We start from the raw sequence: 25,887 nt of genomic DNA, 5'->3' as shown, positions 1-25,887 counted from the left end.
CGAAGCGCCCGCGCGGGCGTTGCGGTCGTGCACAAGTATAGGGTCGGGGGCGCGCCGCGTGCGGCGCCGTGAAAAGGGTAGCATGCGGCGCGCACGGCGGGGCAAGATCTTTGGCGCGACGGCAGCAACCCTGCTGATCGCGGGCTGCAATCGCCACCAGTCCGCCCTGGCGCCGTTCGGGGCCGAAGCCGAGCAGGTCCGCCACCTCACGCTGGTGCTGGTGATCGGGGCGCTCGTCATCCTGGTTGCCCTCGCCGGCCTGTGGCTGGCCGCGGTGCGCGCACCCGAAGGGCGCCTCAGCCACAAGGGCGGCATGCGCCTGGTGCTGGTGCTCGGCGCGCTGGTGCCGACACTCGTCCTGTTCGCTCTGCTGCTCTACGCCCTGCCGATGATGCGGCCGCGGCCGGTTGCCCCTGCCGACCTCCGCATCACCGTCACCGGGGAGCAGTTCTGGTGGCGGGTCGCCTACCAGCCTTCAGGGACTCCACCGGTGACCGCCGCCAACGAGGTGCGCATCCCGGTCGGCCGCACGGTCGCCTTCCAGCTGAAGGCGTCCGACGTGATCCACAGCTTCTGGATCCCCGGCCTCGCCGGCAAGATGGACATGATCCCCGGCCGCACTAACGAACTGGTGGTACGCGCCGATGCGCCGGGCCGCTACCGCGGCGCCTGTACCGAATTCTGCGGCCTCTCCCACGCCCGCATGGCGTTCGACGTCGTCGCGATGGAGCCGGCAGCCTTCGATCGCTGGCTCGCCCTCCAGCGCAGGCCCGCCACTCCTCCTGCGGACACACGCGGCCAGGCGCTGTTCGCCGACAATGGCTGCGCAGGCTGCCACGCCATCCGCGGTACCGGTGCCCTCGGCACGATCGGTCCCGATCTCACCCACTTCGGCAGCCGCCTGCGCGTCGCGGCCGGCACGCTGCCGATGGAGACCGAGGCGATCGCCCGCTTCATCCGCAAGCCCGACGAGGCAAAACCCGGCGCGCGCATGCCCGCCTTTCCCCACCTGCCGCCCGACGACGCCCGGCAGATCGCCACCTATCTGCAGGGCCTGCAATGACCGCCGACGCACAGAACGATCCCGCGGTCCGCCGCGCCCAGGAGGAACGGCTGCGCGCCGTCTGGGAGGCGCCCAAGGGCTGGTTCTTCCGCTGGACCGACTGCAACAACAATCGCGTCGGCAACTGGTACGTGCTCACCGCCTTCGCCTTCATGCTGTTCGCGGGCGTGCTGGCGCTCATCATGCGCACGCAGCTGGCGGCGCCCGAGAACGACCTGGTCTCCGCCTCGACCTTCAACCAGCTGTTCACGCTGCACGGGTCGATGATGATGTTCCTGTTCGCCGTGCCGATGTTCGAGGCGGTCTCGATCATCCTCTTGCCCAGCCTGCTCGGCGCACGCGACCTGCCGTTCCCACGGCTTTCGGCATTCGGCTATTGGAGCTTCCTGATCGGCGGCGTGTTCGTCAGCGGCTCGATCTTCTTCAACGCGGCACCCGACGGCGGCTGGTTCATGTACCCGCCGCTCACCACCCGCAAGGACCTGTCCGGCCTCGGCGCCGACATCTGGATGCTGGGCCTCTCGTTCATCGAGGTGTCGTCCGTCGCCGCCGCCGTCGAGCTGATCGTCGGCGTGCTGAAATGCCGCCCGCCCGGCATGCGGCTCAACCTGATGCCGCTCTACGCCTGGTACATCCTGGTCGTGGCGGTGATGATCCTGTTCGCCTTCCCGCCGCTCATCGCGGGCGACGTGCTGTTCGAGATGGAGCGGCTGCTCGACTGGCCGTTCTTCGATGCGGCCCGCGGCGGCGATCCGCTGCTCTGGCAGCACCTGTTCTGGATCTTCGGCCATCCGGAGGTCTACATCATCTTCCTGCCGTCGATTGCGCTGTTCGCGATGCTGGTGCCGACCTTCGCGCGCCGGCACCTGCTCGGCTATCCGTGGATCGTGCTGGCAGCGGTGGGCACCGCGTTCCTGAGCTTCGGCCTGTGGGTGCACCACATGTTCGCGACCGGGCTGCCCAAGATCAGCCTCGCCTTCTTCTCCGCCGCCTCGCAGGCCGTGGTGATCCCGACCGGCGTCCAGATCTTCTGCTTCCTGGCAACGCTGTGGGCCGGCCGCGTCGTGTGGTCGACGCCCCTGCTCTACGCCACCGGCAGCCTCGCCATCTTCGTGATCGGCGGCCTGACGGGTGTCATGGTCGCCGTGGTGCCGTTCGACTGGCAGGCGCACGACACCTATTTCGTGGTCGCCCACCTCCACTACGTGCTGATCGGGGGCACGCTGCTGCCGCTGTTCGCCGGGCTCTACTATTACTGGCCGCTGGTGACCGGAAAGAAGCTGTCGGACCGGCTCGGGCGCACCGCCTTCTGGATCATGTTCGTCGGCGCCAACCTCACCTTCTTCCCGATGCATTTCTCCGGCCTGATGGGCATGCCGCGCCGCGTGTTCACCTATCCCGCCGAGCTCGGTATCGGCGGCCTCAACCTCGCCTCCACCGCGGGCGCCTATCTGTTCGCCGCGGGGGTGGGCCTGGTGGTGATCGACCTTGCCCTCTCCCCCACCCGGCCCAAGGCACGCCGCAATCCGTGGGACGCCGGCACGCTCGAATGGCTGACGCTGCCCGACAGCGAGAACTGGGGTGTGCGCTCGATCCCGCTGATCGAAAGCCGCTACCCCATCTGGGACCAGCCGGGCTTCGTCCAGAAGGTCGACGAAGGCCGCTACTTCCTACCCGATGCGGAGGAAGGCCGGCGGGAGACGATCGTCACCACCGTTCTCGACGCGCGCCCGCTCCAGGTCGTCCGCCTCGGCACCCCCAGCGTCAAGCCGATGCTCACGGCAGTGGCGCTCGGTGGCGTGTTCATCCTCACCACCTACCATCTCTACTGGCTGGCGCTCCTCTCCGGCCTCGCGGCCCTGGCGCTGGTGCTCGCCTGGCTGTGGACCGGCACCGCGGAGATCCCGGAGAAGCCGTGCAAGCCCATCGGCCACGGTCTCGAGCTGCCGCTCTACATCTCCGGGCCCTCCTCCTCCGGCTGGTGGGCCATGTTCATCACCATGATGGCCGATGCGACTGCCTTCTCGGGGCTGGTGTTCGGCTACTACTTCTACTGGACCGTGCATCCGGAGTTCCCGCCGTCCGGCGCCGGCCTCGACGGCCCCGGCATCGCCTGGCCGATGGTGGCGCTGGGGCTGACGCTCGCCAGCTGGGCCGCGACCGTCGCCGCGCGCGAGGTCCATGCCCGCGGCCGGGTCGTCCTCGCCCGATGGTTGCTGGTCACCGCACCGCTCGCCTCGCTCGGCGGGCTGGCCGCAGGGCTAGCCGGTCCTTGGGTTACCGGCCTCGATCCGACGCTCCACGTCTACCCGGCGATCGTCTGGACGCTGACCATCTGGACCACGGCCCACAACGGCATCGGCGCGATCATGCAGGTCTACACGCTGGCGCGCAGCCTCGCGGGCAGGATGACGCCCACCCATAATGCGGACCTGCGCAACATCACCGTCTTCCAGCACTTTCTCGCGCTCACCGCGATCGTCACCTATCTGACGATCGGCTGGTTCCCGGAGGTCGCATGAAGCGGGGTCTGCGCGATCGCGTCCGGGCGCTGCGGGTCACGCTGTGGACGCTGATCATCCCGCCGACCCTGTGGGCGGCGCACTTCCTTTTCTCCTATCTCTGGGCGGCGGTGCGCTGCGCCAAGCTCGGCAGCTTCGCCGACTCGCCCGCCGCCTTTGCGATCGGCACCATCCTCGCGCTGGTGCTGATCGCACTGGCCGGCATCCTCGCCCACATCCAGTCCCGGATCCCCGGAGACCCGCCGCCGCATGAATCGGGGACCGACGTCGATCGCATCCGCTTCCTTGCCAAGGCGACCCTGCTGCTTTCCGGCCTGAGCTTTGCCGGCGTGGTGTTCACCGCCATGCCCGTGCTCTTTCTTCAGGATTGCCGGTGAAGCGCGGCAGCCTCCTCGCCGGTGTCGCGCTGCTGGCGCTCGGCTGGCTGGTGTCGGCGCTCGGGCTCGGCATGGTCGGGCACATGGCCGGACACATGATCGCCGTCGCGATCGCCGCGCCCCTGCTTGCCTGGGGCATGGTCGACACGCGCTATGATCTCGCCCTTCGCGCGCCGCGGCTGGTCCATCCGCTCGCCATGTCGCTGATCGAGCTGGCCGTCGTATGGGGCTGGCACCTGCCGGCGATGCGGGCGCTCGCGGACACGCAGCTGGCGTGGCTGGCGATCGAGCAGCTGAGCTTCCTCGCCGCCGGCGTCCTGCTATGGGCCGCGGTGCTCGGCGCCGGCGGCGATCGGCGCGTCGGCGGCATCGGGGCGCTGCTGCTCACCTCGATGCACATGACGCTGCTGGGCGCATTGATCGGCCTGGCGCCCCGCCCGCTCTACCCGATGATGGCGATGCATGGCGGCTTTGCCGGTCTCGGCCCGGTCGAGGACCAGCAGCTCGGCGGCGTCGTGATGCTGGTGATTGGCGGCGCCAGCTATCTGCTGGGCGCGCTGGCGATGCTCGGCGGACTGATTCGGCAGGAGGCACGGGCATGACCCTTCGCATCACCTGGCGCCGTGCGCTCGCGGCGCTCGTCGCCCTGGCGGCGGCCGGCCTGCTCTTCGCCTGGTCCGGCGCGTTCAACGTCGCCGCCTCCAGCGGCCATTGGGCGATCACCGACTGGTTCCTGCACTGGACCATGCGCAACTCGGTGCGCACCCACGCCGCGTTCGCCGCCGAAGAGGAGCCCCGGGACGACCTCGGCCTCGTCAGCGCCGCAGGGCACTTCAAAAACAGCTGCGCCGTCTGCCACGGGGCACCCGGCGTGCCGCCGTCGCCGGTGATGCGAGCGGCCACCCCCCATGCGCCCGACCTCTCGATCAACGCGCGCGAGTGGGACGATCGCCAGCTGTTCTGGATCATTCAGCACGGCGTGAAGTTCACGGGCATGCCGGCCTGGGCCGCCAAGGAGCGCCCGGACGAGATCCGCCGCATGGTCGCCTTCGTCCGCCGCCTGCCGCGGATGACGCCGGCACAATACCGGTCGCTGACGGACGAAGCGCCCGCCGCGCCGCTGGCCGGCGTCTCCGATGCGACGCTCCGCACCTGCACCGGCTGCCACGGCGCCGACGGGCGCGGGCGCGGCGCCGACGACGTTCCGGTCCTCGGCGGCCAGCAGCCCGGCTATCTGCTCGCGGCCCTGCGGGGCTATGCGAGCGGAGACCGCCAGAGTGCGGTGATGCGGGAGGTCGCAGTGATGCTCTCCGACGCGGAGATGCAGACGCTGGCACGCCACTTCGCCGCCATGCCGGGGCTGCGTCCCCTATCCGCCGGCGAAGGCACCGCCGCGGCGGCCCGCCTGGTTGCCCACGGGCTCCCTGAAGAGGAGCTTCCGGCCTGCCGTTCCTGTCACAAGCCAGGAGGACGCGCGCCGGTGATCGAGGGCCAGAAGGCGGGATATATCGCCGACCGCCTGCGCCACTGGCAGGGAGAGGAAGTCGAGGTCGACGCCCGCCAATCGCAGGCGACGATGCCGGTGATCGCGCGCCGCATCCCCAAGGAGATGATCGAGCCGCTCGCCGCGTATCTCGAGCACGGCGTGGCGCGGCAGACGGACTGACGCCCAGGCCTCCACAGTGCTCCTGCGAAAGCAGGAGCCCAGGGTTCCGCACGCCGACGCTTGTTGTTCTGCTTGGCCCTGGATTCCTGCCTGCGCAGGAATACGGATTCAGAAAAACAGACGGCGCGGCCCACCGGCCGCGCCGCCCAGCCGTTACGCCGCCTCGGCGAGATCCGCCGGGTTCAGGCGGATGAGATAGTCGAACGCCGACAGCGCCGCCTTCGACCCCTCGCCCATCGCGATCACGATCTGCTTGTAGGGCACCGTGGTCGCATCGCCCGCCGCGAAGATGCCTGCCTGCGTGGTTTCGCCGCGATGGTCGATCTCGATCTCGCCGCGCGGGGTCAGCCCCACCGCACCCTTCAGCCACTCGGTGTTCGGCACCAGACCGATCTGCACGAAGATGCCTTCCAGCGCGATCTCGTGGGTCGTGCCGTGGTTGCGGTCCTTGTACGTCAGGCCGACGACCTTCTCGCCGTCACCCTTCACTTCGGTCGTCAGGGCCGAGGTGATGATCTTCACGTTCGGCAGGCTGGCGAGCTTGCGCTGCAGCACCGCGTCGGCGCGAAGGTCCGAGTCATATTCGATCAGGGTCACGTGCGCGACGATGCCGGCGAGGTCGATCGCCGCCTCGACGCCGGAGTTGCCGCCGCCGATCACCGCCACGCGCTTGCCCTTGAACAGCGGGCCGTCGCAGTGCGGGCAATAGGCCACGCCCTTGTTCTTGTACGCGTCCTCGCCGGGCACGTTCATCTGGCGCCAGCGGGCACCGGTCGACAGGATCACGGTACGCGCCTTCAGCGACGCGCCATTCTCCAGCCGCACCTCGTGCAGGCCGCCCGGCTGGGCTGCCGGGATCAGCTTGTCGGCACGCTGCAGGTTCATGACGTCGACGTCATATTCCTTGACGTGCTGCTCCAGGTGCGCGGCGAGCTTCGGCCCCTCGGTATGCGGCACCGAGATGAAGTTCTCGATCGCCATGGTGTCGAGCACCTGGCCACCGAAGCGCTCGGCCAGCACGCCGGTGCGGATGCCCTTGCGCGCGGCGTAGATGGCCGCCGCCGCACCGGCCGGGCCACCGCCCACCACCAGAACGTCGAACGCATCCTTCGCCTTGATCTTCTCGGCCGCGCGCGCGGAGGCGCCGCTGTCGATCTTGGCGACGATCTGCTCCAGCTCCATGCGGCCCTGGCCGAACACTTCGCCGTTCAGGTAGACGGTTGGCACCGCCATCACCTTGCGCGCCTCGACCTCTTCCTTGAACAGCGATCCGTCGATCGAGACGTTGCTGATGCGCGGGTTGAGCACGCTCATCAGGTTCAGCGCCTGCACCACGTCCGGGCAGTTCTGGCACGACAGCGAGAAATAGGTTTCGAAGGCGAAGTCGCCGTCCAGGTTCTGGACCTGCTCGATCAGGTCCTGCGCGGCCTTGGACGGGTGGCCGCCGACCTGGAGCAGCGCCAGCACTAGCGAGGTGAACTCATGGCCCATCGGAATGCCGGCGAAGCGGACGCCGATGTCGGTGCCGGTGCGGCGGATCTGGAAGCTGGGCTTGCGCGCATCGTCACCGTCGACGACGGCGATCTTGTCGGAAAGGGCAGCGATTTCGTTCAGCAGCTCACCCAGCTCGCGCGACTTTGCGTCGGTGCCGAGCGAAGCGACGAGCTCGATCGGCTCGCGAATGTTGACCAGATAGGCCTTGAGCTGCTGCGTCAGATTGGCGTCGAGCATGGGGAAACTCCGGAAACTTGATACAAAACGGCCCGGGGCGAACGGATTCACCCCGGGCCGCCTGGTTACCCAAGGGGGCTGGGTGATTTAGATCTTGCCGACCAGGTCGAGCGACGGGGCGAGCGTGGTTTCACCCTCTTCCCACTTCGCCGGGCAGACTTCGCCCGGGTGCGCTGCGACATACTGCGCGGCCTTGATCTTGCGCAGAAGCTCGACAGCGTTGCGGCCGACGCCTTCCGAGGTGATCTCGACGAACTGGATCACACCCTCCGGATCGACCACGAAGGTCGCACGGTCGGCCAGGCCTGCACCGTCGCGCATCACGCCGAAGTTGTTGGTGATCACGCCGGCCGGGTCACCCAGCATGGTGAAGTCGATCTTGCCGATCGCCGGCGAGGTGTCGTGCCATGCCTTGTGGCTGAAGTGCGTGTCGGTCGAGACGCTGTAGATCTCGACGCCCAGCTTCTGGAACTCGGCATAGTTGTCGGCCAGGTCTTCCAGCTCGGTCGGGCACACAAAGGTGAAGTCGGCCGGATAGAAGAAGAACACCGCCCACTTGCCCGCTACGTCGCGGTCGCTGACCTCCAGGAACTTGCCCTGCTTGTAGGCCTGCGTCGTGAACGGCTTCAGCGAGCTACCAATGATTCCCATTCCAAAAACTCCATGCTGCGGATGCGAATGAAATAGGGAGCCACGGCGCACGAGGGAAGTGATGAAATCCTATGGAGTTGATCGATTTCGTCGATGACGCATGATCGGGTTACAGGGGAGTGCTCTCTCCCCCCGCGCTCACTGCTCCGCGTGATCCGCAGCGCCCGCACCAGCCATGCCATGGCCCTGCCGCGCCTCGCGCTGTGCGCGGTGCAGATAGCCCGGCGCGAACAGCGACGCTTCCTGAAGCGCGGCGAAGTTGGGGATGCGCAGCACGCGGCCCGACAGGCTGATCAGCCCCGATGCACGCAACTGCTGGAGCGTCCGGTTGATGTGGACCGAGGTCAATCCGGTCGCATCGGCGAGATCGGTCTGCGTCAGCGGCAGATCATAGCATTCGCCGTTCGACAGGCCGACGTCGCGCAGCCGCAGCGCCAGCTCGCACAACAGGCTGCCCAGGCGTTCCATGGCATTGCGCTGGCCCAACTTGGTGGTCCATTCGCGCTGCACCGAAAGATGGACTAGCATCTGCCACCACAGGGCCTTGCCGATGCGGGGATGGTCGCGCGTCAGGCGTTGGATCGCCTCGCCCGGGATCTCCACATAGCGGACGTCGGTCAGCGCGCCGATGGAGTGATCCATCCGCCTCAGCACCAGGTTGTTGAGATCGCAACTGTCACCCGGAAGCAGGAAGCCCACGATCTGTCGGCGCCCGTCCTCCAGCGTCTTGAACTGGCACGCCCAGCCCGAGACGATCAGGAACACCGCCCGCGGCACTGCCCCCTCGGCGATGATGTCCCGGCGGGCGTGTGCCAGTCGGATCGGCAGCGCGAGCATCTGCTGGAGTGCCGCTTCGTCTTCGGGCGTCAGGCGTGCATAGTTGCCGAGGCGGCGGATCAACATCATTCCACCGCTTTGATGTCCGTCGTGCACCCATGCTCCCCTTGCTACGGGGAAGCGGCTTACCGGCGGTCCGTGAAGCGGTAACTCATCTATGTTATTCGTCTTGGGAGTTGCGGAACCGCACGGCTCCGCTGCCACGCCCGCCGACCTGCGCCCCTGCTTGCGGGTGCTTCAGCCAGGCCTGCGGGGCTATCGGGCCTGATCCCCCAGAAGCCAGGCGAAGGCATGGCGGAGGTGCCGGGCGCCATGCCCCGCGAACACCGCGCCATGGGCAACGACCACCCGCTCCGGATCGAGGTCGATGAGCCCGCGTATCTTTGTCGCCGCCTCCTCCCCGTTCCAGCGGATCAGCACGCGCAGATAGCGTGCGGTGGTCCCGTCGGTCGCACCCGCTGCCGCCATCGCCGCGCGGGTGAAGGGCGGCAGCTTCTCCGGCTGGAGGTTCTCGATCAGGTCGACCAGCAACAGCGTGCGGCTGGCCTTGTGGAAGAAGTAGGCCTCGCGAAAACCCGCTGCGCCGGGAACGATCCCCTGCTCCAGCTCGGCGGACCACGGCTCCTCCGCCGCGTCCTGCAGGTCGCGGTCGATGCGCACCCCCGAACTGCGGACCTGGCGCCGATCCCGAAGCCCCGGCACGCCCCAGGTGGTCGCGTCCGGATAGGCATCCTGCCACGGCTTGAGGAACGTCCAGTGCGCGATGTTCGGCGCGACCAAGTGCCGGATCGGCCCGATCGCCTCCAGCGCCTTGGCGAGCGCCGGCGTGTAGCGGATCGGCGAGTGGAGCCAAAGCTCGCCGTTCCGCAGCCGCACCACCGTCATGCGCACCGGCAGGGTGATGCCCATCGGCGCGATCGGCGCGCCGTCGACGATCCAGATGTCCTCGGCGAGCGGCTTGGGCGTGTCGAGCGGCGGATAGGCGACTTCGCGATCCCCATGCTCGTGCGCCGAGAGGCGGCGATAGGCGAACCCGACGGCGGCAGCACCCAAAGCGACGCCCGCCCCGATCTTCCAGGCGCGTCCGGATCGGTGGGGCGCAGCGGCCCCGCTCGCATCGGCGGCGGCATGGGTAGTGCGTTCAGCGTTCATCTGCCTGTCTCCCGGCTCGTCGGCGGTTCAGCGCGACGGCGCCCGGGAAGTTCCGCCGCCGGCCGCAATGCAGCCAGCGGATGGTTCAGGCGGCGGCGGCCTCTTCCCCGACCCCTTCGATCAGCACCAGCACGTCATCGATCAGCTTGGCCATGGCGAGCCGCGCCCGGTCTGCTTCCCCCGCGACGATCGCTTCATAGACTGCGGCATGGTCCGCGATGCTGGCGGAACGGCCCGCGATCCGGTTGGTGAAGCGGATCGACGTCCGCAGCGCCGTCGCCACCACGTCGCGGAACTGGATGTAGAAGGGATTCTCGGAAGCCCGCAGCACCGCCACGTGGAAGGCGATGTCGGCGTCCAGCGTCTCGTCGCGTCCCTGTTCGGCAGCGCGCATCCGGTCGAGCCCCGCGAGAATCGCGGCATGCTGTTCCGGCCCCGCGCGCCGGGCCGCCAGCGCCGCCGCTGCCGGCTCGACCGCGACGCGCAGTTCGTTGAAGTGGCGCAGGAGGTTGATCGAGAGCTTGCGCTCCAGCAGCCAGCGCAGCACGTCCGTGTCGAACAGGTTCCAGGATTCCTGCGGCAGCACGAACGTGCCCTGCTTGGGGCGGGCGCCCAGCAGCCCCTTGGCCGCCAGCATCTTCACCGCCTCACGTGTCACCGAGCGGCTGACGCCATGCTCCCTGACGATATCCGCTTCATTCGGAAACGGCCGGTCGTTGTAGTAGCCGACGACGATCGCCCGTCCCAGCACCTCCTGAAGACCATAGGTAAGATTACGCCCTAACTCCTGCTGCACGTCGGCACACCCCTCCGGTGTTTGCAGGCGTTTTCCGCCTGCTTGCTTGTTGCGTACGCCTGCCCCTCGAACCCTTCAAGCCAATTATCGTACAATTGGCTTGCAGTGCCTCCCTCAGGCGCTACACATGTGGGGATGCCATTCGGAGAAGGTGGCCGCAAGATGAGGAGAGAGCGATGCGCCATGCGTGGATGTTGCTTGCGGCGGTGGCCGTGGCAGGCTTGACGGCCCATACAGCCCAGGCGGGCGAGGCCAAGCGCTCGACCTTCGGCCGCACCAGCGACGGCAAGCCGGTCCCGGCGGTCACACTCACCAACAGCCATGGCGTCTCGGCGACGGTGATCGCCTGGGGCGCCAGCCTCCAGTCGCTCAAGATGCCCGACCGCGACGGCCGCATCGAGGACGTCACGCTCGGCTATCCGGACATGGCCGGCTATCTCAAGCAACCCGAGTTCTTCGGTGCCACGGTCGGCCGCGTCGCCAATCGCATCGCGCAGGGCCGCTTCACGCTCGATGGAAAGACCTATCAGACGCCCGTCAACGACGGCCCCAATGCACTGCACGGCGGCACGCGCGGGTTCGACAAGGTCGTGTGGGACGTGGTCTCGGTGAAGTCGGGCAGCACGCCTTCGGTCACGCTGCGCTACGTCAGCCGCGACGGCGACCAAGGCTATCCCGGCACCCTCACCATCGACGCGACCTATTCGCTCGACGAGAACAACGCCCTCACCATCGACTATCGCGCCACCACGGATCGGCCGACCGTCGTGAACCTCTCCAACCACGCCTATTGGAACCTCTCGGGCGAGGGTTCGAGCGCGGGGGCGATGAACCACATCCTGGAGATCCCTGCCCAGCGCTTCACGCCGGTGGACGAGACGCTGATCCCGACCGGCGAGCTGCGCCCGGTCGCAGGCACCGTGTTCGACTTCCGCACGCCGCACCAGATCGGCGAGCGGGTGCGCGACGCCCGCGACATCCAGATGGTCTACGGCCGCGGCTACGATCATAATTGGGTGATCGGCGATCGCGTCACCCCGGACCAGCACCTGATGGCGCGCGTCCACGATCCCCTGTCGGGTCGCGGGTTCGAGCTCTGGTCCAACCAGCCCGGCCTGCAATTCTATTCCGGCAACTTCATCAACGGCACCGTCACGGGCAAGGCGCAGCGCATCTACCGCGGCGGCGACGCGCTCGTGCTGGAGCCGCAGCTGTTCCCGGACACGGTGAACCAGCCCGCCTTCGGGTCTGCGCGGCTCGATCCCGGCCAGACCTATCGCAACACCATGACCTATCGCTTCTCCACGGGGCAGGTCACCCCTCCCCAGCAGCGCTAATCCCAGGAGCCCCGAACATGACTCGTTTCCTGCTGCTCGCCGGCGCCGCCTTTGCCACGATCACCACCTCGCTTCCGGCCGACGCACGCGACCTGTGGACCCCGACCCAGGCCAAGAGCTGGTACGGCAAGCAGCCGTGGATGGTGGGCGCCAACTACACCAACCGCGGCGCGATCAACCAGTTCGAGATGTGGCAGCCGGAGACCTTCAACCCGCAGCAGATCGACGAGGAACTCGGCTGGGCCCAGGACATGGGCATGAACGTCATGCGCGTCTACCTCCACAACATGCTGTGGGAAAATGACGCGGCGGGCCTCAAGCAGCGGATGGACCAGTTCCTCCAAATCGCCGACAAGCACAAGATCCGCGTCCTGTTCGTGCTGTTCGACAGCTGCTGGGATCCGAACCCGGTGGCAGGGCCGCAGCGCCCGCCGATCCCCGGGGTCCACAACTCCGGCTGGATGCAGGCGCCGGGCGCCGCGCGGCTCGCGGACGCCAGCCAGTACGACAAGCTAGAAGGCTATGTGAAGGACGTCGTCGGCACCTTCGCCAACGACAAGCGCGTGCTCGGCTGGGACGTGTGGAACGAGCCCAACAACGAAGGCGGCGGCGGCGGCTCCTACAAGCCTACCCCGAACAAGACCGCGCTGGTCGCGGGGCTGCTGGGCCGCGTGTTCGACTGGGCGCGCAGCGTCGATCCGGTCCAGCCGCTCACCAGCGGCGTGTGGATCGGCGAGCATTGGGACAAGGCGGAGACGCTGGACGCGGTCGAGCGCATTCAGCTCAGCCAGTCGGACATCAACAGCTTCCACGACTATAACTGGCCGGAACAGTGGGAAACCCGCGCCAAGCAGGTGTTGAGCTATGGCCGCCCCGTCTTCTGCACCGAATATATGGCGCGCGGGAACGGATCGACCTTCGACGGGTCGCTGCCGCTCGGCAAGAAGTACAACATCGCGATGTTCAACTGGGGCTTCGTGGACGGCAAGACCCAGACCCGCATGCCGTGGGACAGCTGGAAAAAGCCCTACACCTATGAGGAACCGACGATATGGTTCCACGAGGTGCTGCGCGCGGACGGCACCCCGTATCGCAAGGCCGAGGTCGACCTGATCAAGCGCCTCACTACCGAAGCGAACGGCACCCGCCGCCGCTGATTCTGAAGGGCCGGGTCCGCACAAGCGGCCCGGCCCTTTCTCTATTCCGCTCTGCCTAGCCTCCATACCTGCACCGCATCGGGACTCCTCGCCCGATCGACCGCACAACATGGTTTACACGGGCTTTGTCTTGTCTGACCCTCTCGCCATTGCCCCTCGTGTGGGAGAGCCCCATGCGCCGACTGCCGTGCCTCGCCGCCACCCTTTCGCTGCTTGCGCTCGCAGGCTGTGACCGAGCCGATCCAGGTGCCGACAACGTCGCTGCGCTGGATGCGGAACTGACTGGGGACGACCAGGAGGCAGCCAAACTCGGCAACCGCATCCTGGTGGATCCCAAGCGTCTCGCTGGCGCGAACGAGCGACGCGCGAACCCGACGACACCGCCCCGCCCCGGCACTGCCGCGAACCCCGCCGACGCCACGGCCCGCTTGCTCGCGGCGCCGCCGGCCAAGCGGGCCGGCGCCTGCCCGGAATGCGACGCCGCGCGCCGCGCGGTCACCCTCGCCAGCACGCCGCAGAGCGCAGGGACGGCACCGGTCGACTGCACGCGCAACCTGACCTACGCCACCGACTGGGCAAAGCGACTGCCGGCCGACTTGCCGCTCCACCCGCAGGCAAAGCTTACCGAAGCCGCCGGTAGCCAGGTTCCCGGCTGCCAGTTCCGCGTGGTGAGCTTCACCGTCGATGCGCCGCTCGGGCAGCTCGTCGACTGGTACTACACCCGCGCGACCCGCGCCGGCTATGCGAGCGGCCACCAGCTCGACGGCAACGAGCATGTGCTTGCCGGCAGCCGCGGGCGCGACGGCGGCGTCTATGTGCTGTTCCTCGCTCCCGATGGCCCCCGCACCAACATCGACATGGTGCTGAACAAGGGCGTTTGAAGCGTTCCCAGCACCACGCGCCTGTTCAGCCGCGCGCCGATGCGCTAGGCGCAGCCGATCATGGGCAATCTTTTAATCGTCATGCTCGGCGGCGCAGTCGGCGCCGGGCTGCGCCATCTGTTCGGGCGCGCCGCGCTCGTCCTCTTCGGCCCCGACTGGCCCTGGGGGACGCTCGGCGTCAACCTGCTCGGCGGTTTCGCCATGGGCCTGCTGGTCGCGGTGCTCGCGCGCGGCGCACTGGGCGGTGAGGCCGGACGGCTTCTGCTCGGCGTCGGCGTGCTCGGCGGCTTCACCACCTTTTCGGCCTTTTCGCTCGATGCGGCGCTGATGATCGAGCGCGGCGAGCTCGCCTCGGCGCTCGCCTATGTCGCGGCTTCGGTCGCCGGCGCGATTCTCGCGCTGTTCGCCGGCCTCTCGCTTGGAAGGATCGCCGCATGAGCGACACGCCCAACGCCGTCCGCCAGTTCACCGTCGGTGCCGACGACGACGGCGTCCGCCTCGATCGCTGGTTCAAGCGGCACCTGCCGGACGTGAGCTTCAACACCGTGTCGCGCTGGGCGCGCACCGGCCAGCTGCGCGTCGATGGCGCCCGCGCGACGCCGGGCGACCGCGTGACCGAAGGCCAGCAGATCCGCGTCCCCCCGCCCGAGCCGGAGAAGGCCCCGCGGCCGAAGGCACAGCGCCCGCCGCTCGCGCCCGAGCAGGTCGAGCTCGCCCAGTCGATGGTCATCCACCGCGACGCCCAGGCGATCGTGCTCAACAAGCCGCCCGGCCTCGCGACGCAAGGCGGCACCAAGACTCACGACCATGTCGACGGCCTGCTCGACGCGCTCCAGTTCGACGCGGAAGGCCGGCCCAAGCTCGTCCACCGCCTCGACAAGGACACGTCGGGCGCGCTGCTGCTTGCCCGCACGTCGCGTGCCGCCGCCTTCTTCTCGAAGCATTTCTCCGGCCGCTCGGCGCGCAAGACCTATTGGGCGCTGGTGATCGGCGTGCCCGACATCGACGACGGCATGATCGACCTGCCGCTTGCCAAGCAGCCCGGCAGCGGCGGCGAGAAGATGCACGTGGACGAGGAAGCGGGCCAGCCCGCCCGCTCGCGCTACCGCGTGATCGAGCGCGTCGGCAATCGCGCCGCCTGGGTGGAGCTGCAGCCCTATACCGGCCGTACCCACCAGTTGCGCGTCCACATGAGCGCGATCGGCCACCCGATCGTCGGCGACGGCAAGTACGGCGGCGCAGCGGCGTTCCTGACCGGGGGCGTCAGCCGCAAGATGCACCTCCACGCCCGCCGCATCCGCATCGATCATCCCGATGGCGGCAAGATCGACGTGACGGCCGAACTGCCGCAGCACTTCGCCGAGAGCATCGAGCTGCTGGGCTTCGACATGGCGCTCGGCAATGCGCTGGCGGAGGACACGCCCCCGCCCCCCAGCCGCGCGGTGGAGAAGGCCAAGGCTAAGGCGCATGCCAAGACCGTGCGCAAGGAACGCCGCGGCGAACGGCGCAGCCGGGGACGCGGATGACCCGACTCGCGGTATTCGACTGCGACGGCACGCTGGTCGACAGCCAGGCCAACATCTGCCGCGCGATGGAGCTGGCGTTCGACTCCGCCCAGCTGCCGCTGCCGGACCGCGCCGCGATCCGCCGCATCGTCGGCCTGAGCCTGGTCGAAGCCGTCGCCCGGCTCGCCCCAGACGTGGAACCGGCGCTGCACGCGTCCGTCGCGGAGGACTATAAGCGCCATTTCCGCGCGATGCGGACCGGCGGCGGCCTCGCCGACGAGCCGCTGTTCGACGGCGTCCGTGTGGCGATCGAACGGCTCCTCGCAGACGGCTGGCTGCTGGGCGTCGCCACCGGAAAGTCCGATCGCGGGCTCGCACTGATCCTCGAGCATCATGGCTTTTCCGACCATTTCGTCACGCTCCAGACGGCCGACCGCCACCCGTCCAAGCCGCATCCTTCCATGCTGGAGCTGGCGATGACGGAGGCGGGTGCCGATCCGGAGAACACCGTGATGATCGGCGACACCAGCTTCGACATCGCCATGGCCGCCGCCGCCGGGGTGCACCCGATCGGCGTCGCCTGGGGCTATCACACGGTCGCCGAGCTCACCGCCGCCGGCGCGCGCCACGTCCTCGACCATGCCTCGGCACTTCCGGCGCTGGCCGACACGCTGTGCCCCCTGCCCGTCGCGATGCGCGCATGAGCGCCGATCCCGCCCGCAATCGCTGGCTGGTGCTCGTGCTGGTCCGCATCCTTGCCTCGGCGGGCGCGGTCCTGGGGCTCATGCTGCTGACGCGCGCGACCGAATGGCCGCCCAAGCTGCTCGGTGTCGCGATCGTGCTGTGCGCGCTGTACGTGATGGCGGTGGTGCCGCGCGCCCTGGCACACCGCTGGAGGACCCAGCCCAAGCCATGAAGCGCTTCTGGAAAACCGTCACGGTCGAGCCCACCGACGCCGGCCTCGGCATCGCCCTCGACGGCCGCCCCGTCCGCACTCCCGGTCGCGTGCCGCTGGCGCTCCCGACGCCCGCGCTTGCCCGGGCGGTGGCGGACGAGTGGAGCGCAGTCGAGGATCGGCTCGATCCCCGCGCCATGCCCCTCACCGGCCTCGCCAACGCCGCGATCGACCGGATCGCCCCCGATCCCGCCGCCTTTGCGGCCGGCTTAGCGGCGTATGGCGAGAGCGACGTGCTCTGCTACCGCGCCGAGGATCCCGAGCCGCTGGTCGCGCGCCAGCAAGCCGCCTGGGACCCCGTGCTCGCCTGGGCCCGCAAGCGCTACGACGTGACCTTCGCGATCACCGCCGGCGTGATGCACGTCGCCCAGCCCCCCGCCACCATCGCGCGACTTGGCGAGGCCACGGCCGCCCGCGACGCCTTCGCGCTCGCCGGCCTCTCGCCGATCGTCACCATCACCGGCTCGCTGGTGCTGGCACTGGCGCTTGCCGAACGCGCCTTCGATGCCGAGACGGTGTGGAACGCTGCCCATGTGGACGAGGACTGGCAGGTCGAACGCTGGGGCGAGGATCCGCTCGCGACCGAAGCGCGCCTGATCCGCCGCCGCGACTATGACGCCGCCGTTCAGTTCCTGGACGCGCTTCGGTAGGACCACCGCCCCGCCGTATCCCCGCGCAGGCGGGGATCCGGGGTGCATCAGAACAACGGTCGGCAGCTCCCGGAACCCTGAGCTCCCGCATGCGCGGGAGCACGGAAGGCCCCTCAATCCTCCTGGATCAGGCTCCGGTGGCGCGTGTCCCGCATGCGCAGGTACACGATCAGCGACACCCCGATCATCGCCGTCACATACCAGTAGAAGCCGCGCTCCCACCCGGCATCCTTGAAGCTCAGCGCGACATATTCCGCCGTCCCGCCGAACAGCGTGTTGGCGAGCGCATAGGGCAGCGCCACGCCCAGCGCGCGGATGTGCGAGGGAAACAGCTCCGCCTTCACCACCGCGTTGATCGAGGTGTAGCCGGTGACGATGATCAGCGCCGCCATCACCAGCAGCCCCGCAGTGAACACGTCCTTGGTCTGCTCCAGCGCGCTGAAAATCGGGTAGGTGAACAACACACCCGCCACGCCGAACGCGACCATCAGCGGCTTGCGCCCGATCCGGTCCGAAAGCGCGCCGGCGATCGGCTGCAGGCACATGAACACGAACAATGTGACGCCGTTGATCTGGCTCGCCGCCTCCTTCGAGAAGCCGGACGTGTTCACCAGGAACTTCTGCATGTAGATCGAATAGGCGTAGAAGGCGAGCGTACCGCCGGCGGTCAGCAGCATCACCAGCGCCGTCTCACGCGGGTGATGGCGCACCAGCTGGAGGAAGCCGGACTTGGGCGCGCCGGTCGCCTTGGCGTTCTTGTAGCTCTCCGTCTCGGCCAGGCCCCGGCGCAGGCGGAACACCACCAGCGCCAGCATCGCCCCGATCACGAACGGGATGCGCCATCCCCATTGCTCCAGGTCGCGCGTATCCATCACCGCCTGGAGGACCAGCAGCACCAGGATCGCGAGCAGCTGGCCCGAGATCAGCGTGACATATTGGAAGCTGGAGAAGAACCCGCGCCGGTCCTGCCCGGCCATTTCCGAGAGATAGGTGGCGCTCGCGCCATATTCGCCGCCCACCGACAGGCCCTGCATCAGCCGGGCCAGCACCAGCAGCGCCGGCGCCGCGATCCCGATCGTCTCATATCCGGGCGTGCAGGCGATGATGAGGGAGCCCAGGCACATCAGCGTGACCGACAGTGTCAGCCCCGCCTTGCGCCCCTGCCGGTCGGCATAGATGCCCATCACCCAGGCGCCGATCGGCCGCATCACGAAGCCGACCGCGAACACCGCCGCCGCGCTCAGCAGCTGCGCCGTCTGGTCCTCGCTCGGGAAGAAGTGCGGCGCGAAATAGAGGGTGAAGGCCGAATAGACGTACCAGTCGAACCACTCGACCATGTTGCCGGTCGATCCGCCGATGATCGACTTGAGGCGCGATCCGACACCGGAGCCGGCGGAGGCCGGCGCAGGCGAGCTTGCGGAGGACATAGGCTGTGGCTTCCGTGGTCTGATGGCAGGCATCGTCCGCGAGGACGCCACCAGAACGCCGGCACCGAAGCGGACGTTCCGCTCAGGCCATCAGCTTGCGGATGAACCCGATCACGCCCGTCTGGCGGGAACGCTTCAGGCGCTCGGCCGCCAGGATCGTCTGCACCTTGCGGAAGCAGGCCTCGACGTCGTCGTTGACCAGGACATAGTCATAGCCGTCCCAGTGGCTCACCTCGGCCGCGGCGCGTGCCATGCGGGCGTCGATGATCTCGATCGCGTCGGTGTTGCGGTTGAGCAGGCGCTGGCGCAGCTCGGCCATCGACGGGGGCAGGATGAACACGCGCACCACGTCGCCGCCGGCAATCTGGAACAGCTGCTGTGCGCCCTGCCAGTCGATGTCGAACAGCACGTCCTTGCCGGCCGCAAGCATCGCCTCGACCGGCGCGCGTGGCGTGCCATAGCGCTGGCCGAACACATGCGCCCATTCCAGGAACTCATGCTCGGTCGCCATGCGCCGGAATTCTTCCAGGTCGACGAAGTGATAGTCCTTGCCCTCGACCTCGCCCGGCCGCGGCGCGCGGGTTGTGGCCGACACCGACATCGACAATCCCGGCTCGTCGGCGAGCAGCTTGCGCGCGATGGTGGACTTTCCCGCCCCGGAGGGCGAGGAGAGGACAAACAACACGCCACGGCGCTTGAAGCCGTGCGGATCGGACTCTGGCGGCAGTTCCATGCGCGCTAGTGGCGCGAGGAGGAGCGATACGTCAAGGCATGGCGACCACCTTCCCTACCCGTACTCCGTCCCATTCTGCCCGCTGGTGGTGGGCGACGCTGGCCATCGTTTCGCTCGCAGCGCTGGTGCTGCTGGCGATGGGTCGCACCCCGATCTGCACCTGCGGTACGGTGAAGCTCTGGCACGGCACCGTCCAATCGGCGGAAAACAGCCAGCACCTTGCCGACTGGTACAGCCTCAGCCACGTCGTGCACGGGCTGATCTTCTATGGTCTCGGCTGGCTGGTCCTGCGCCGCCAGCCGTGGCAGCTGCGCCTGGCGTTCGCGACCCTTGTCGAGGCGGCGTGGGAAATATTGGAGAACTCACCGATCATCATCGATCGCTATCGCGCGGTGACGATCGCGCTCGGCTATGAAGGCGACAGCGTCGTCAATTCGGTCGCCGACATCGGCTGGATGGTGGTGGGATTCGCCGTTGCGCGTCGGCTGCCGCCCTGGGCGACCATTGCTCTGGGGATCGCGCTGGAGCTCGTCGCCCTCGCCGCGATCCGCGACAACCTGACGCTCAACGTCTGGATGCTGCTCACGCCCAACGACGCGGTCCGCAGCTGGCAGGCGGGGGCCTGAACCCCCGCCGCGGCCTCTTAGTAGCCCCGACGCGCCTTGCGCCGGTCGTACGCCTTTTTCGCGGCGTAGCCGCCGCCGAGCACCAGCCCGAGCGGCCCCATCCGCCGCAGCGCGCCGCCGACCATATAGCCGAACGCCGCGCCCTTGACGCCGCCGCTGCCGTCGCGCCGGTCGAGTCCGCGGCCCACCAGCGCCCCTACGATCCGGCCGATCATGCCGTCTTCTCCCGCTGGAACAGTTGTTCGCGAAGCTGCTCGGCGCCACGCAGCACCGCCCAGCCGACCGCGTAGGTGACCACCACCGGCACCACCAGCTTCAGCACATTCGCCGTCACCGCACCGATGATCGCGCCGTCCGCGGCACCATCGTCGCCGCTCATGCTGTCGATCGCGCCGCCGATCAGCGCGCCTACCGTTGTCGTACCCATGCAAACCTCGCTTTCGTGTCGGGAGGTAAGCGCGGGAACGGCGCGAGGGTTCCGGAGGCGGCCTACTGCTCGCCCCCCTCCCCGTTCGTCTCGAGCAGGGATCGAGCTTGTCGAGAGCCCGTATCGAGAGAGCCGCGCGCGCTGCCCTCTCGATATGCCGTCTCGACAAGCTCGACGGCTACTCGAGGCAAATGGGGTTGAGAAAAAGCAGGTCCTGCCCGGCCCTTACCGCCCGACCATCGTCTCCGGCTTCACATACTGGTCGAACGTCGCCTCATCGACCAATCCCAGCGCCAGCCCGCTTTCCTTGAGCGTCAGCCCCTTCTCGTGCGCGTTCTTGGCGATCTTGGCCGCGTTGTCGTACCCGATCACCGGTGCCAGCGCGGTCACCAGCATCAGCGAGCGGCCGACTAGGTCGGCGATCTGCTGCTCGTTCGCCACCGTCCCGTCGACGCAGCGCTCGGCGAAGCTCGTCATGCCGGTGGCGAGCAGGTGGATCGAACGCAGCACGTTCGCGCCGATCAGCGGCATGAACACGTTCAGCTCGAAATGCCCCTGCATGCCGCCGACGGTCACCGCCTGGTGATTGCCGATCACCTGCGCCGCCACCATCGTCAGCGACTCGGCCTGGGTCGGGTTCACCTTGCCCGGCATGATCGAGCTGCCCGGCTCGTTGGCCGGCAGCGACAGTTCGCCCAGGCCCGAGCGCGGGCCAGAGCCCAGGAAGCGGATATCGTTGGCGATCTTGTTGAGCGCCACCGCCAGCGTGTTGAGCGCTCCGGAGAAGAACACCAGCCCGTCCTTGGCAGCCAGTTGCTCGAACTTGTTGGGCGCGCTTTCGAACTCCCAGCCGGCGATATCGCTGATCGCCGCGGTCATGTCCTCGGCCCAGCCCTCCGGCGCGTTCAATCCGGTGCCCACGGCAGTACCGCCGATCGCGAGCTTGCGGATGTTGCCGTTCAGCGCGCCCTCGATCCGCGCCTTGCAGCTCACCAGCTGCGCCGCATAGCCCGAAAACTCCTGGCCCAGGGTCAGCGGGGTCGCGTCCTGGGTGTGGGTGCGGCCAATCTTGACGATATGATCCCACGCCTCAGCCTTGGCGGTAAGCGACGCGGTCAGCTGGTCGAGCGCGGGCAGCAGCGCGTCGCGCGTCGCAATCGCGGTGGCAACGTGCAGCGCGGTCGGGAAGCTGTCGTTGGACGACTGGCTCATGTTGACGTGATCGTTCGGGTGGACCGGCGACTTGCCGCCGCGGGCGCCGCTCAGCACCTCATTGGCGCGACCGGCGATCACCTCGTTGACGTTCATGTTGGTCTGGGTGCCGCTGCCGGTCTGCCAGATCACCAGCGGGAACTGGTCGTCGAGCTTGCCCGCGACGATCTCCTGCGCCGCCGCCTCGATCGCGTCGACGATCTTCGCGTCCAGGCCGTGCTTGCGGTTCACCCGCGCCGCCGCCTGCTTCACGATCGCCTGGGCATGGACGATGCCGATCGGCATGCGCTCGGTCGATCCGAACGGGAAGTTCTCGATCGATCGCTGGGTCTGGGCGCCCCAATAGGCGGTTGCGGGGACCTCGATCGCGCCGATCGAGTCGGTTTCGGTGCGCGTGCTGTCGGTGCTCATGGCCCGACAACGCTGGGAGCGGCCGGCTTGTTGCACCGGCCGCGCACCGACGGCTTACTTCTTGCGCTTGAAGTCCACGGCGACGACGTTCGACCCGTCCTCGACCGGCTTCGCCTGCGGGCCGTCGTTCTCGGCCGGGTCGTGCGGCTCGGGTCCGCCGTCCGGGCCTTCCGCCGCCTGGAAGCGCAGCTCGAAATTGACCGCCGGGTCGTGGAAGCCGGTGATCGCCGAGAAGGGGATGATCAGCGTCGACGGGATCTGGTTGAAGCTCAGCCCCACCGAGAAGCGCGACGCATCCACCGTCAGGTCCCAGAAGCGGTGCTGGATGACGATCGTCATCTCGTCCGGGAAGCGCTCGACCAACCGCTTGGGGATGTCGACCCCGGCTGCCTGCGTCTTGAAGGTGATGTAGAAATGATGGTCGCCCGGCAGGCCGCCGTTGGAGGCGACTTGCCCCAGCACGCGGCCGACGACGGCGCGCAGGGCATCCTGCACGATCTCGTCATAGGGGATCAGGCTGTCGGGCACTTGAGCGTTCATGCGCCTTGGGTAGCGGGGTTTCGGGTGCGGTCAAGATTCGTTGCGTTGCTTGCGCGACGGGCGGCGCTATGGGGACGATCATGCGCACTGGCACCATCACCCGCTCGACCAGCGAAACCTCGATCGAGGTGACCGTCAACCTGGACGGCACCGGCGTCTATGACGTCCGGACCGGGGTCGGCTTCTTCGACCACATGCTCGAGCAGCTCTCGCGGCATTCGCTGATCGACCTGACCGTCCGCACGAAGGGCGATCTGCACATCGATGCGCACCATACCGTCGAGGACACCGGCATCGCCATCGGCCAGGCGTTCGCCCAGGCACTCGGCGACAAGCGCGGCATCCGCCGCTACGGCGAGGCGCTGTCGCCGATGGACGAGACGCTGACCCGAGTCGCGCTCGACATCTCCGGCCGCCCCTGGCTGGTGTGGAAGTCGCGCTTCACCCAGGCGCAGCTTGGCACCATGGACACCGAGATGTTCGAGCATTTCTGCCACAGCTTCGCGCAGGCGGCCGGCATCACGCTCCACGTCGAGACGCTCTACGGCACCAACAACCACCACATCGCCGAAAGCATCTTCAAGGGGCTGGCGCGTGCGCTTCGCACCGCGACCGAGATCGACCCGCGCAAGGCCGACGCCGTGCCGTCGACCAAGGGTGTCCTGTGAGCGTCGCCCGCCCGAACCAGCCGCTGAGCCTCGCGCTACTCACCTATCAGAAGCCGATCGCCGAGATCGACGCGCTGCGTCCGCGCCACCTGGAATGGATCAGCGCGCGCATCGAAGCGGGCGAGGTCCTGCTCGCCGGCCGCCGCGCATCGGCCACCGGCGGCGTGATGCTGTACCGCGGCGAGGCAGAGGCCATCGAGGCAATCGCCCGCACCGATCCCTACATCATCGAGGGCGCGGCCACGCTTGAGGTGGTGGGCTTCACCGCCGCCATCGCCAGCGCCGAGATCGGCGCGCTGCTCGCATGACGCTGGCGCTGATCGACTATGGCGCAGGCAACCTCCACTCGGTCGCCAATGCGCTGAAGGCGGCCGGCGTCGCCGACATGGCGATCACCGCCGATGCCGAAGTCGTGCGCCGCGCCGACCGCATCGTCCTACCAGGGGTCGGCGCCTTCCGCGCCTGCATCGACGGTCTCGCCGCCGTGCCGGGCATGATCGAGGCGATGGAGGAGCGTGCGCTGCGCGGCGGCGTGCCGTTCCTGGGCGTGTGCGTCGGCATGCAGCTGATGGCGAGCGAGGGCGAGGAGTTCGGCACCCACGCCGGCCTCGGCTGGCTCCCCGGCACCGTCCGCAAGCTGGAGGCTTCGCCGCAAGCGCGCGTGCCGCACATGGGCTGGAACGACGTGGTGCCGCTGGACGAGCACCCGATCGTGCTGCCGGGCGAGGCCTATTTCCTGCACAGCTATGCCTTCGAGGGCGACGACGTCGTCGCCACCACCACCCACGGGCAGCCGGTGACCGCGGCGATCGGCCGCGACAATCTGCTCGGCGTCCAGTTCCACCCCGAAAAGAGCCAGCGCTATGGCATCGCGCTGCTGGAGAGATTCCTCGCATGGCAACCGTGACCGACCGGCTGATCGTCTTCCCCGCGATCGATCTCAAGCGCGGCCAGGTCGTCCGGCTGGCCGAAGGCGACATGGACCGCGCCACCGTCTACGGCGACGATCCCGCCGCGCAGGCCCGCGCCTTTGCCGAAGCGGGCGCCGACCATCTCCACGTCGTCGACCTCGACGGCGCCTTTGCGGGCGACTCGGTCAACGGCGATGCCGTCGCGAGCGTCGTGCGCGCCTTTCCCGGCCGCGTGCAGCTGGGCGGCGGCATCCGCACCCGCGCGGCGATCGACGGCTGGCTGGAGCTGGGTGTCGCCCGGGTCGTGATCGGCACCGCCGCGCTGGAGAACCCGGACCTGGTCCGCGACGCCGCCCGCGCGCTGCCCGGCCGCATTGTCGTGGCAGTGGATGCGCGGGACGGATTGGTCGCCACGCGCGGATGGGCCGACGTGTCGACCGTCACCGTTGCCGACCTCGCCCGCCGCTTCGAGGACGCCGGCGTCGCCGCGCTGCTGTTCACCGACGTCGGCCGCGACGGGCTGCTCAAGGGCTGCAACGTCGCCGCCACTGCCGCCCTCGCGGCCGAGGCCGGCATCCCCGTGATCGCCAGCGGCGGCGTTGCCGGCATCGACGACATCCATGCATTGCGCGGCAAGCCCGGCATCGAGGGCGTCATCACCGGCCGCGCGCTCTACGACGGTCGCCTCGACCTCGCCGAGGCGCTGCGGGTCGCCGCATGAGCGTCCGCGTCCGCATCATCCCCTGCCTCGACGTCCACGCCGGGCGGGTGGTGAAGGGCGTCAACTTCGTCGACCTGCGCGACGCGGGCGACCCGGTCGAGCAGGCACGCGCCTATGACCTCGCCGGCGCCGACGAACTCTGCTTCCTCGACATCGGCGCCAGCCACGAAGGGCGCGACACGATCGTCGACGTGGTCCGCCGCACCGCCGAGGTGTGCTTCATGCCGCTGACGGTCGGCGGCGGCGTTCGCTCGGCCGCCGACGCCCGCGCGCTGCTGCTCGCCGGCGCGGACAAGGTCGCGGTCAATTCCGCCGCCGTCGCCCGGCCGGAAGTGGTGGCCGAGATCGCCGACCGGTTCGGCAGCCAGTGCGTCACCGCCTCGATCGACGCGCGCCAGGTCGAGCCCGGCCGCTGGGAAGTGTTCACCCACGGCGGCCGCCGCGCCACCGGCATCGACGCGCTGGAGCACGCCGCCCGCTTGGCCGGCTTAGGCGCGGGCGAGCTGCTCGTGACCTCGATGGACCGCGACGGCACCCGCGACGGCTACGACCTCGCGCTCACTCGCGCGATCGCGGACGCGAGCGACGTGCCGGTGGTGGCGTCCGGCGGCGTCGGTAAGCTGGACGACCTGGTGGCCGGCGTGGTCGAGGGTCACGCCAGCGCCGTGCTTGCCGCCTCGATCTTCCACTTCGGCGAAGCCAGCATCGCCGACGCGCGGGCGGCCCTGGCCGCCGCCGGCGTTGCCGTGCGCGGTGTGCACTGAGGCGCAGGCGAGACTAGCGCCGCGAGCGGCGGGTCGCATCACCGCGCTCGCCGCCCGGAAGGAGCACGCAAGAGTTTCCTCAAGCGACACCCGTACCCCGGCGAAGGCCGGGGCCCAGTTGCGAGGACTTCCGAGTGTCGCGTCCCTTCCGACCGACACCCAACTGG

30 protein-coding genes are annotated in these 25,887 nt (G+C 68.7%); 19 read left to right on the top strand and 11 right to left on the bottom strand.

What is annotated here, in order from left to right:
* Positions 1–82: 82 nt before the first annotated feature.
* From coxB to VPH46_RS07330, 5 genes are read left to right on the top strand one after another with little or no spacing between them, the layout of a single operon-like run.
* A complete protein-coding gene (coxB, locus tag VPH46_RS07350) occupies positions 83–1,063 on the top strand; it encodes a cytochrome c oxidase subunit II (RefSeq protein WP_416610111.1) in 981 nt (326 codons plus the stop codon).
* The gene (gene ctaD, locus VPH46_RS07345; protein WP_416610109.1) at positions 1,060–3,585 is read left to right on the top strand and encodes a cytochrome c oxidase subunit I; all 2,526 of its coding nucleotides are present in this window, start codon (positions 1,060–1,062) and stop codon (positions 3,583–3,585) included. The genes coxB and ctaD overlap by 4 nt, the downstream gene beginning before the upstream one ends.
* Positions 3,582–3,962 carry a hypothetical protein gene (locus tag VPH46_RS07340; RefSeq protein ID WP_416610107.1) on the top strand — a complete coding sequence of 127 codons (381 nt, stop codon included), beginning with the start codon at positions 3,582–3,584 and terminating at the stop codon, positions 3,960–3,962. The genes ctaD and VPH46_RS07340 overlap by 4 nt, the downstream gene beginning before the upstream one ends.
* Complete coding sequence (locus tag VPH46_RS07335; protein ID WP_416610105.1) at positions 3,959–4,564, top strand: cytochrome c oxidase assembly protein; 606 nt, start codon at positions 3,959–3,961, stop codon at positions 4,562–4,564. The genes VPH46_RS07340 and VPH46_RS07335 overlap by 4 nt, the downstream gene beginning before the upstream one ends.
* Positions 4,561–5,628, top strand: a complete 1,068-nt coding sequence (locus tag VPH46_RS07330; protein ID WP_416610102.1) for a c-type cytochrome — start codon at positions 4,561–4,563, stop codon at positions 5,626–5,628. The genes VPH46_RS07335 and VPH46_RS07330 overlap by 4 nt, the downstream gene beginning before the upstream one ends.
* 153 nt (positions 5,629–5,781) lie before the next feature.
* Here the strand turns inward: VPH46_RS07330 and ahpF are convergent, their stop codons facing one another.
* The 5 genes from ahpF to VPH46_RS07305 all read right to left on the bottom strand — a co-directional run bounded on the left by ahpF (position 5,782) and on the right by VPH46_RS07305 (position 10,795).
* Positions 5,782–7,359, bottom strand: a complete 1,578-nt coding sequence (gene ahpF / locus VPH46_RS07325; RefSeq protein WP_416610100.1) for an alkyl hydroperoxide reductase subunit F — start codon at positions 7,357–7,359, stop codon at positions 5,782–5,784.
* Between the two features lie 87 nt (positions 7,360–7,446).
* Positions 7,447–8,010, bottom strand: a complete 564-nt coding sequence (ahpC, locus tag VPH46_RS07320; RefSeq protein ID WP_125959837.1) for an alkyl hydroperoxide reductase subunit C — start codon at positions 8,008–8,010, stop codon at positions 7,447–7,449.
* A gap of 138 nt (positions 8,011–8,148) precedes the next feature.
* Entirely contained in the window at positions 8,149–8,916 is a 768-nt protein-coding gene (locus tag VPH46_RS07315) for a Crp/Fnr family transcriptional regulator (RefSeq protein ID WP_416610098.1), read from the bottom strand.
* A 186-nt stretch (positions 8,917–9,102) separates the two neighbouring features.
* The gene (locus tag VPH46_RS07310) at positions 9,103–9,999 is read right to left on the bottom strand and encodes a DUF4336 domain-containing protein (protein ID WP_416610096.1); all 897 of its coding nucleotides are present in this window, start codon (positions 9,997–9,999) and stop codon (positions 9,103–9,105) included.
* Between the two features lie 85 nt (positions 10,000–10,084).
* The gene (locus VPH46_RS07305; protein WP_416610094.1) at positions 10,085–10,795 is read right to left on the bottom strand and encodes a FadR/GntR family transcriptional regulator; all 711 of its coding nucleotides are present in this window, start codon (positions 10,793–10,795) and stop codon (positions 10,085–10,087) included.
* A gap of 176 nt (positions 10,796–10,971) precedes the next feature.
* Between VPH46_RS07305 and VPH46_RS07300 the strand changes: the two genes are divergently transcribed.
* From VPH46_RS07300 to VPH46_RS07265, 8 genes are all read left to right on the top strand, one after another.
* Positions 10,972–12,132 carry an aldose epimerase family protein gene (locus VPH46_RS07300; protein ID WP_416610092.1) on the top strand — a complete coding sequence of 387 codons (1,161 nt, stop codon included), beginning with the start codon at positions 10,972–10,974 and terminating at the stop codon, positions 12,130–12,132.
* A gap of 17 nt (positions 12,133–12,149) precedes the next feature.
* Positions 12,150–13,289 (top strand): cellulase family glycosylhydrolase, encoded by a 1,140-nt coding sequence (locus VPH46_RS07295; protein ID WP_416610090.1) that lies wholly within the window; start codon positions 12,150–12,152, stop codon positions 13,287–13,289.
* 173 nt (positions 13,290–13,462) lie between these two features.
* Positions 13,463–14,170: a hypothetical protein gene (locus VPH46_RS07290; protein WP_416610088.1), complete on the top strand. Its 708-nt coding sequence runs from the start codon at positions 13,463–13,465 to the stop codon at positions 14,168–14,170.
* A gap of 60 nt (positions 14,171–14,230) precedes the next feature.
* Positions 14,231–14,608 carry a fluoride efflux transporter CrcB gene (gene crcB / locus VPH46_RS07285; RefSeq protein WP_416610086.1) on the top strand — a complete coding sequence of 126 codons (378 nt, stop codon included), beginning with the start codon at positions 14,231–14,233 and terminating at the stop codon, positions 14,606–14,608.
* Positions 14,605–15,696, top strand: a complete 1,092-nt coding sequence (locus VPH46_RS07280; RefSeq protein WP_416610085.1) for an RluA family pseudouridine synthase — start codon at positions 14,605–14,607, stop codon at positions 15,694–15,696. The genes crcB and VPH46_RS07280 overlap by 4 nt, the downstream gene beginning before the upstream one ends.
* The gene (locus VPH46_RS07275) at positions 15,693–16,379 is read left to right on the top strand and encodes an HAD-IA family hydrolase (protein WP_416610083.1); all 687 of its coding nucleotides are present in this window, start codon (positions 15,693–15,695) and stop codon (positions 16,377–16,379) included. The genes VPH46_RS07280 and VPH46_RS07275 overlap by 4 nt, the downstream gene beginning before the upstream one ends.
* Positions 16,376–16,591, top strand: a complete 216-nt coding sequence (locus tag VPH46_RS07270; RefSeq protein ID WP_416610081.1) for a hypothetical protein — start codon at positions 16,376–16,378, stop codon at positions 16,589–16,591. Before VPH46_RS07275 ends, VPH46_RS07270 begins: the two co-directional genes overlap by 4 nt.
* Positions 16,588–17,280 carry an ATP12 family chaperone protein gene (locus VPH46_RS07265; RefSeq protein WP_416610079.1) on the top strand — a complete coding sequence of 231 codons (693 nt, stop codon included), beginning with the start codon at positions 16,588–16,590 and terminating at the stop codon, positions 17,278–17,280. The genes VPH46_RS07270 and VPH46_RS07265 overlap by 4 nt, the downstream gene beginning before the upstream one ends.
* A 113-nt stretch (positions 17,281–17,393) precedes the next feature.
* Here VPH46_RS07265 and VPH46_RS07260 read toward each other — a convergent pair whose 3' ends face one another.
* Together VPH46_RS07260 and gmk are read right to left on the bottom strand one after the other, a co-directional pair.
* On the bottom strand, positions 17,394–18,707 hold the full coding sequence (locus VPH46_RS07260; protein ID WP_132884283.1) for an MFS transporter: 1,314 nt from the start codon (positions 18,705–18,707) through the stop codon (positions 17,394–17,396).
* 82 nt (positions 18,708–18,789) lie between these two features.
* On the bottom strand, positions 18,790–19,440 hold the full coding sequence (gene gmk / locus VPH46_RS07255) for a guanylate kinase (RefSeq protein ID WP_416610076.1): 651 nt from the start codon (positions 19,438–19,440) through the stop codon (positions 18,790–18,792).
* 38 nt (positions 19,441–19,478) lie between these two features.
* On the opposite strand from gmk, the gene VPH46_RS07250 reads away from it, so the two are divergent.
* Positions 19,479–20,066, top strand: coding sequence for a DUF2585 domain-containing protein (locus VPH46_RS07250; RefSeq protein ID WP_416610074.1), 588 nt, complete (start codon positions 19,479–19,481; stop codon positions 20,064–20,066).
* A 17-nt stretch (positions 20,067–20,083) separates the two neighbouring features.
* On the opposite strand, the gene VPH46_RS07245 is transcribed toward VPH46_RS07250, so the two are convergent.
* The 4 genes from VPH46_RS07245 to VPH46_RS07230 all read right to left on the bottom strand — a co-directional run bounded on the left by VPH46_RS07245 (position 20,084) and on the right by VPH46_RS07230 (position 22,656).
* Complete coding sequence (locus VPH46_RS07245) at positions 20,084–20,281, bottom strand: hypothetical protein (protein WP_416610073.1); 198 nt, start codon at positions 20,279–20,281, stop codon at positions 20,084–20,086.
* Positions 20,278–20,493 (bottom strand): hypothetical protein, encoded by a 216-nt coding sequence (locus tag VPH46_RS07240; RefSeq protein WP_125959852.1) that lies wholly within the window; start codon positions 20,491–20,493, stop codon positions 20,278–20,280. The genes VPH46_RS07245 and VPH46_RS07240 overlap by 4 nt, the downstream gene beginning before the upstream one ends.
* Before the next feature lie 225 nt (positions 20,494–20,718).
* A complete protein-coding gene (gene fumC / locus VPH46_RS07235) occupies positions 20,719–22,116 on the bottom strand; it encodes a class II fumarate hydratase (RefSeq protein WP_416610071.1) in 1,398 nt (465 codons plus the stop codon).
* A gap of 54 nt (positions 22,117–22,170) precedes the next feature.
* On the bottom strand, positions 22,171–22,656 hold the full coding sequence (locus tag VPH46_RS07230; RefSeq protein WP_125959854.1) for an SspB family protein: 486 nt from the start codon (positions 22,654–22,656) through the stop codon (positions 22,171–22,173).
* 80 nt (positions 22,657–22,736) lie between these two features.
* Here VPH46_RS07230 and hisB point away from each other — a divergent pair, with 80 nt between their 5' ends.
* Genes hisB through hisF form a run of 5 tightly spaced genes read left to right on the top strand, consistent with a single transcriptional unit; the run spans position 22,737 to position 25,720 of the window.
* On the top strand, positions 22,737–23,324 hold the full coding sequence (gene hisB / locus VPH46_RS07225) for an imidazoleglycerol-phosphate dehydratase HisB (protein ID WP_416610068.1): 588 nt from the start codon (positions 22,737–22,739) through the stop codon (positions 23,322–23,324).
* Complete coding sequence (locus VPH46_RS07220; RefSeq protein WP_416610066.1) at positions 23,321–23,632, top strand: YciI family protein; 312 nt, start codon at positions 23,321–23,323, stop codon at positions 23,630–23,632. The genes hisB and VPH46_RS07220 overlap by 4 nt, the downstream gene beginning before the upstream one ends.
* Entirely contained in the window at positions 23,629–24,231 is a 603-nt protein-coding gene (gene hisH / locus VPH46_RS07215) for an imidazole glycerol phosphate synthase subunit HisH (protein ID WP_416610064.1), read from the top strand. The genes VPH46_RS07220 and hisH overlap by 4 nt, the downstream gene beginning before the upstream one ends.
* Positions 24,219–24,956 (top strand): 1-(5-phosphoribosyl)-5-[(5-phosphoribosylamino)methylideneamino]imidazole-4-carboxamide isomerase, encoded by a 738-nt coding sequence (hisA, locus tag VPH46_RS07210; RefSeq protein ID WP_416610062.1) that lies wholly within the window; start codon positions 24,219–24,221, stop codon positions 24,954–24,956. Before hisH ends, hisA begins: the two co-directional genes overlap by 13 nt.
* Positions 24,953–25,720, top strand: a complete 768-nt coding sequence (gene hisF / locus VPH46_RS07205; RefSeq protein ID WP_239434561.1) for an imidazole glycerol phosphate synthase subunit HisF — start codon at positions 24,953–24,955, stop codon at positions 25,718–25,720. Before hisA ends, hisF begins: the two co-directional genes overlap by 4 nt.
* Positions 25,721–25,887 lie beyond the last annotated feature (167 nt).

It is taken from the genome of Sphingomonas sp. MJ1 (PH-R8), from assembly GCF_048058635.1.
Classification (GTDB): Bacteria; Pseudomonadota; Alphaproteobacteria; order Sphingomonadales; family Sphingomonadaceae; genus Sphingomonas.
The sequence above is the reverse complement of the archived record's forward strand: the minus strand, read 5'-3'. Positions and strand labels throughout refer to the sequence as shown.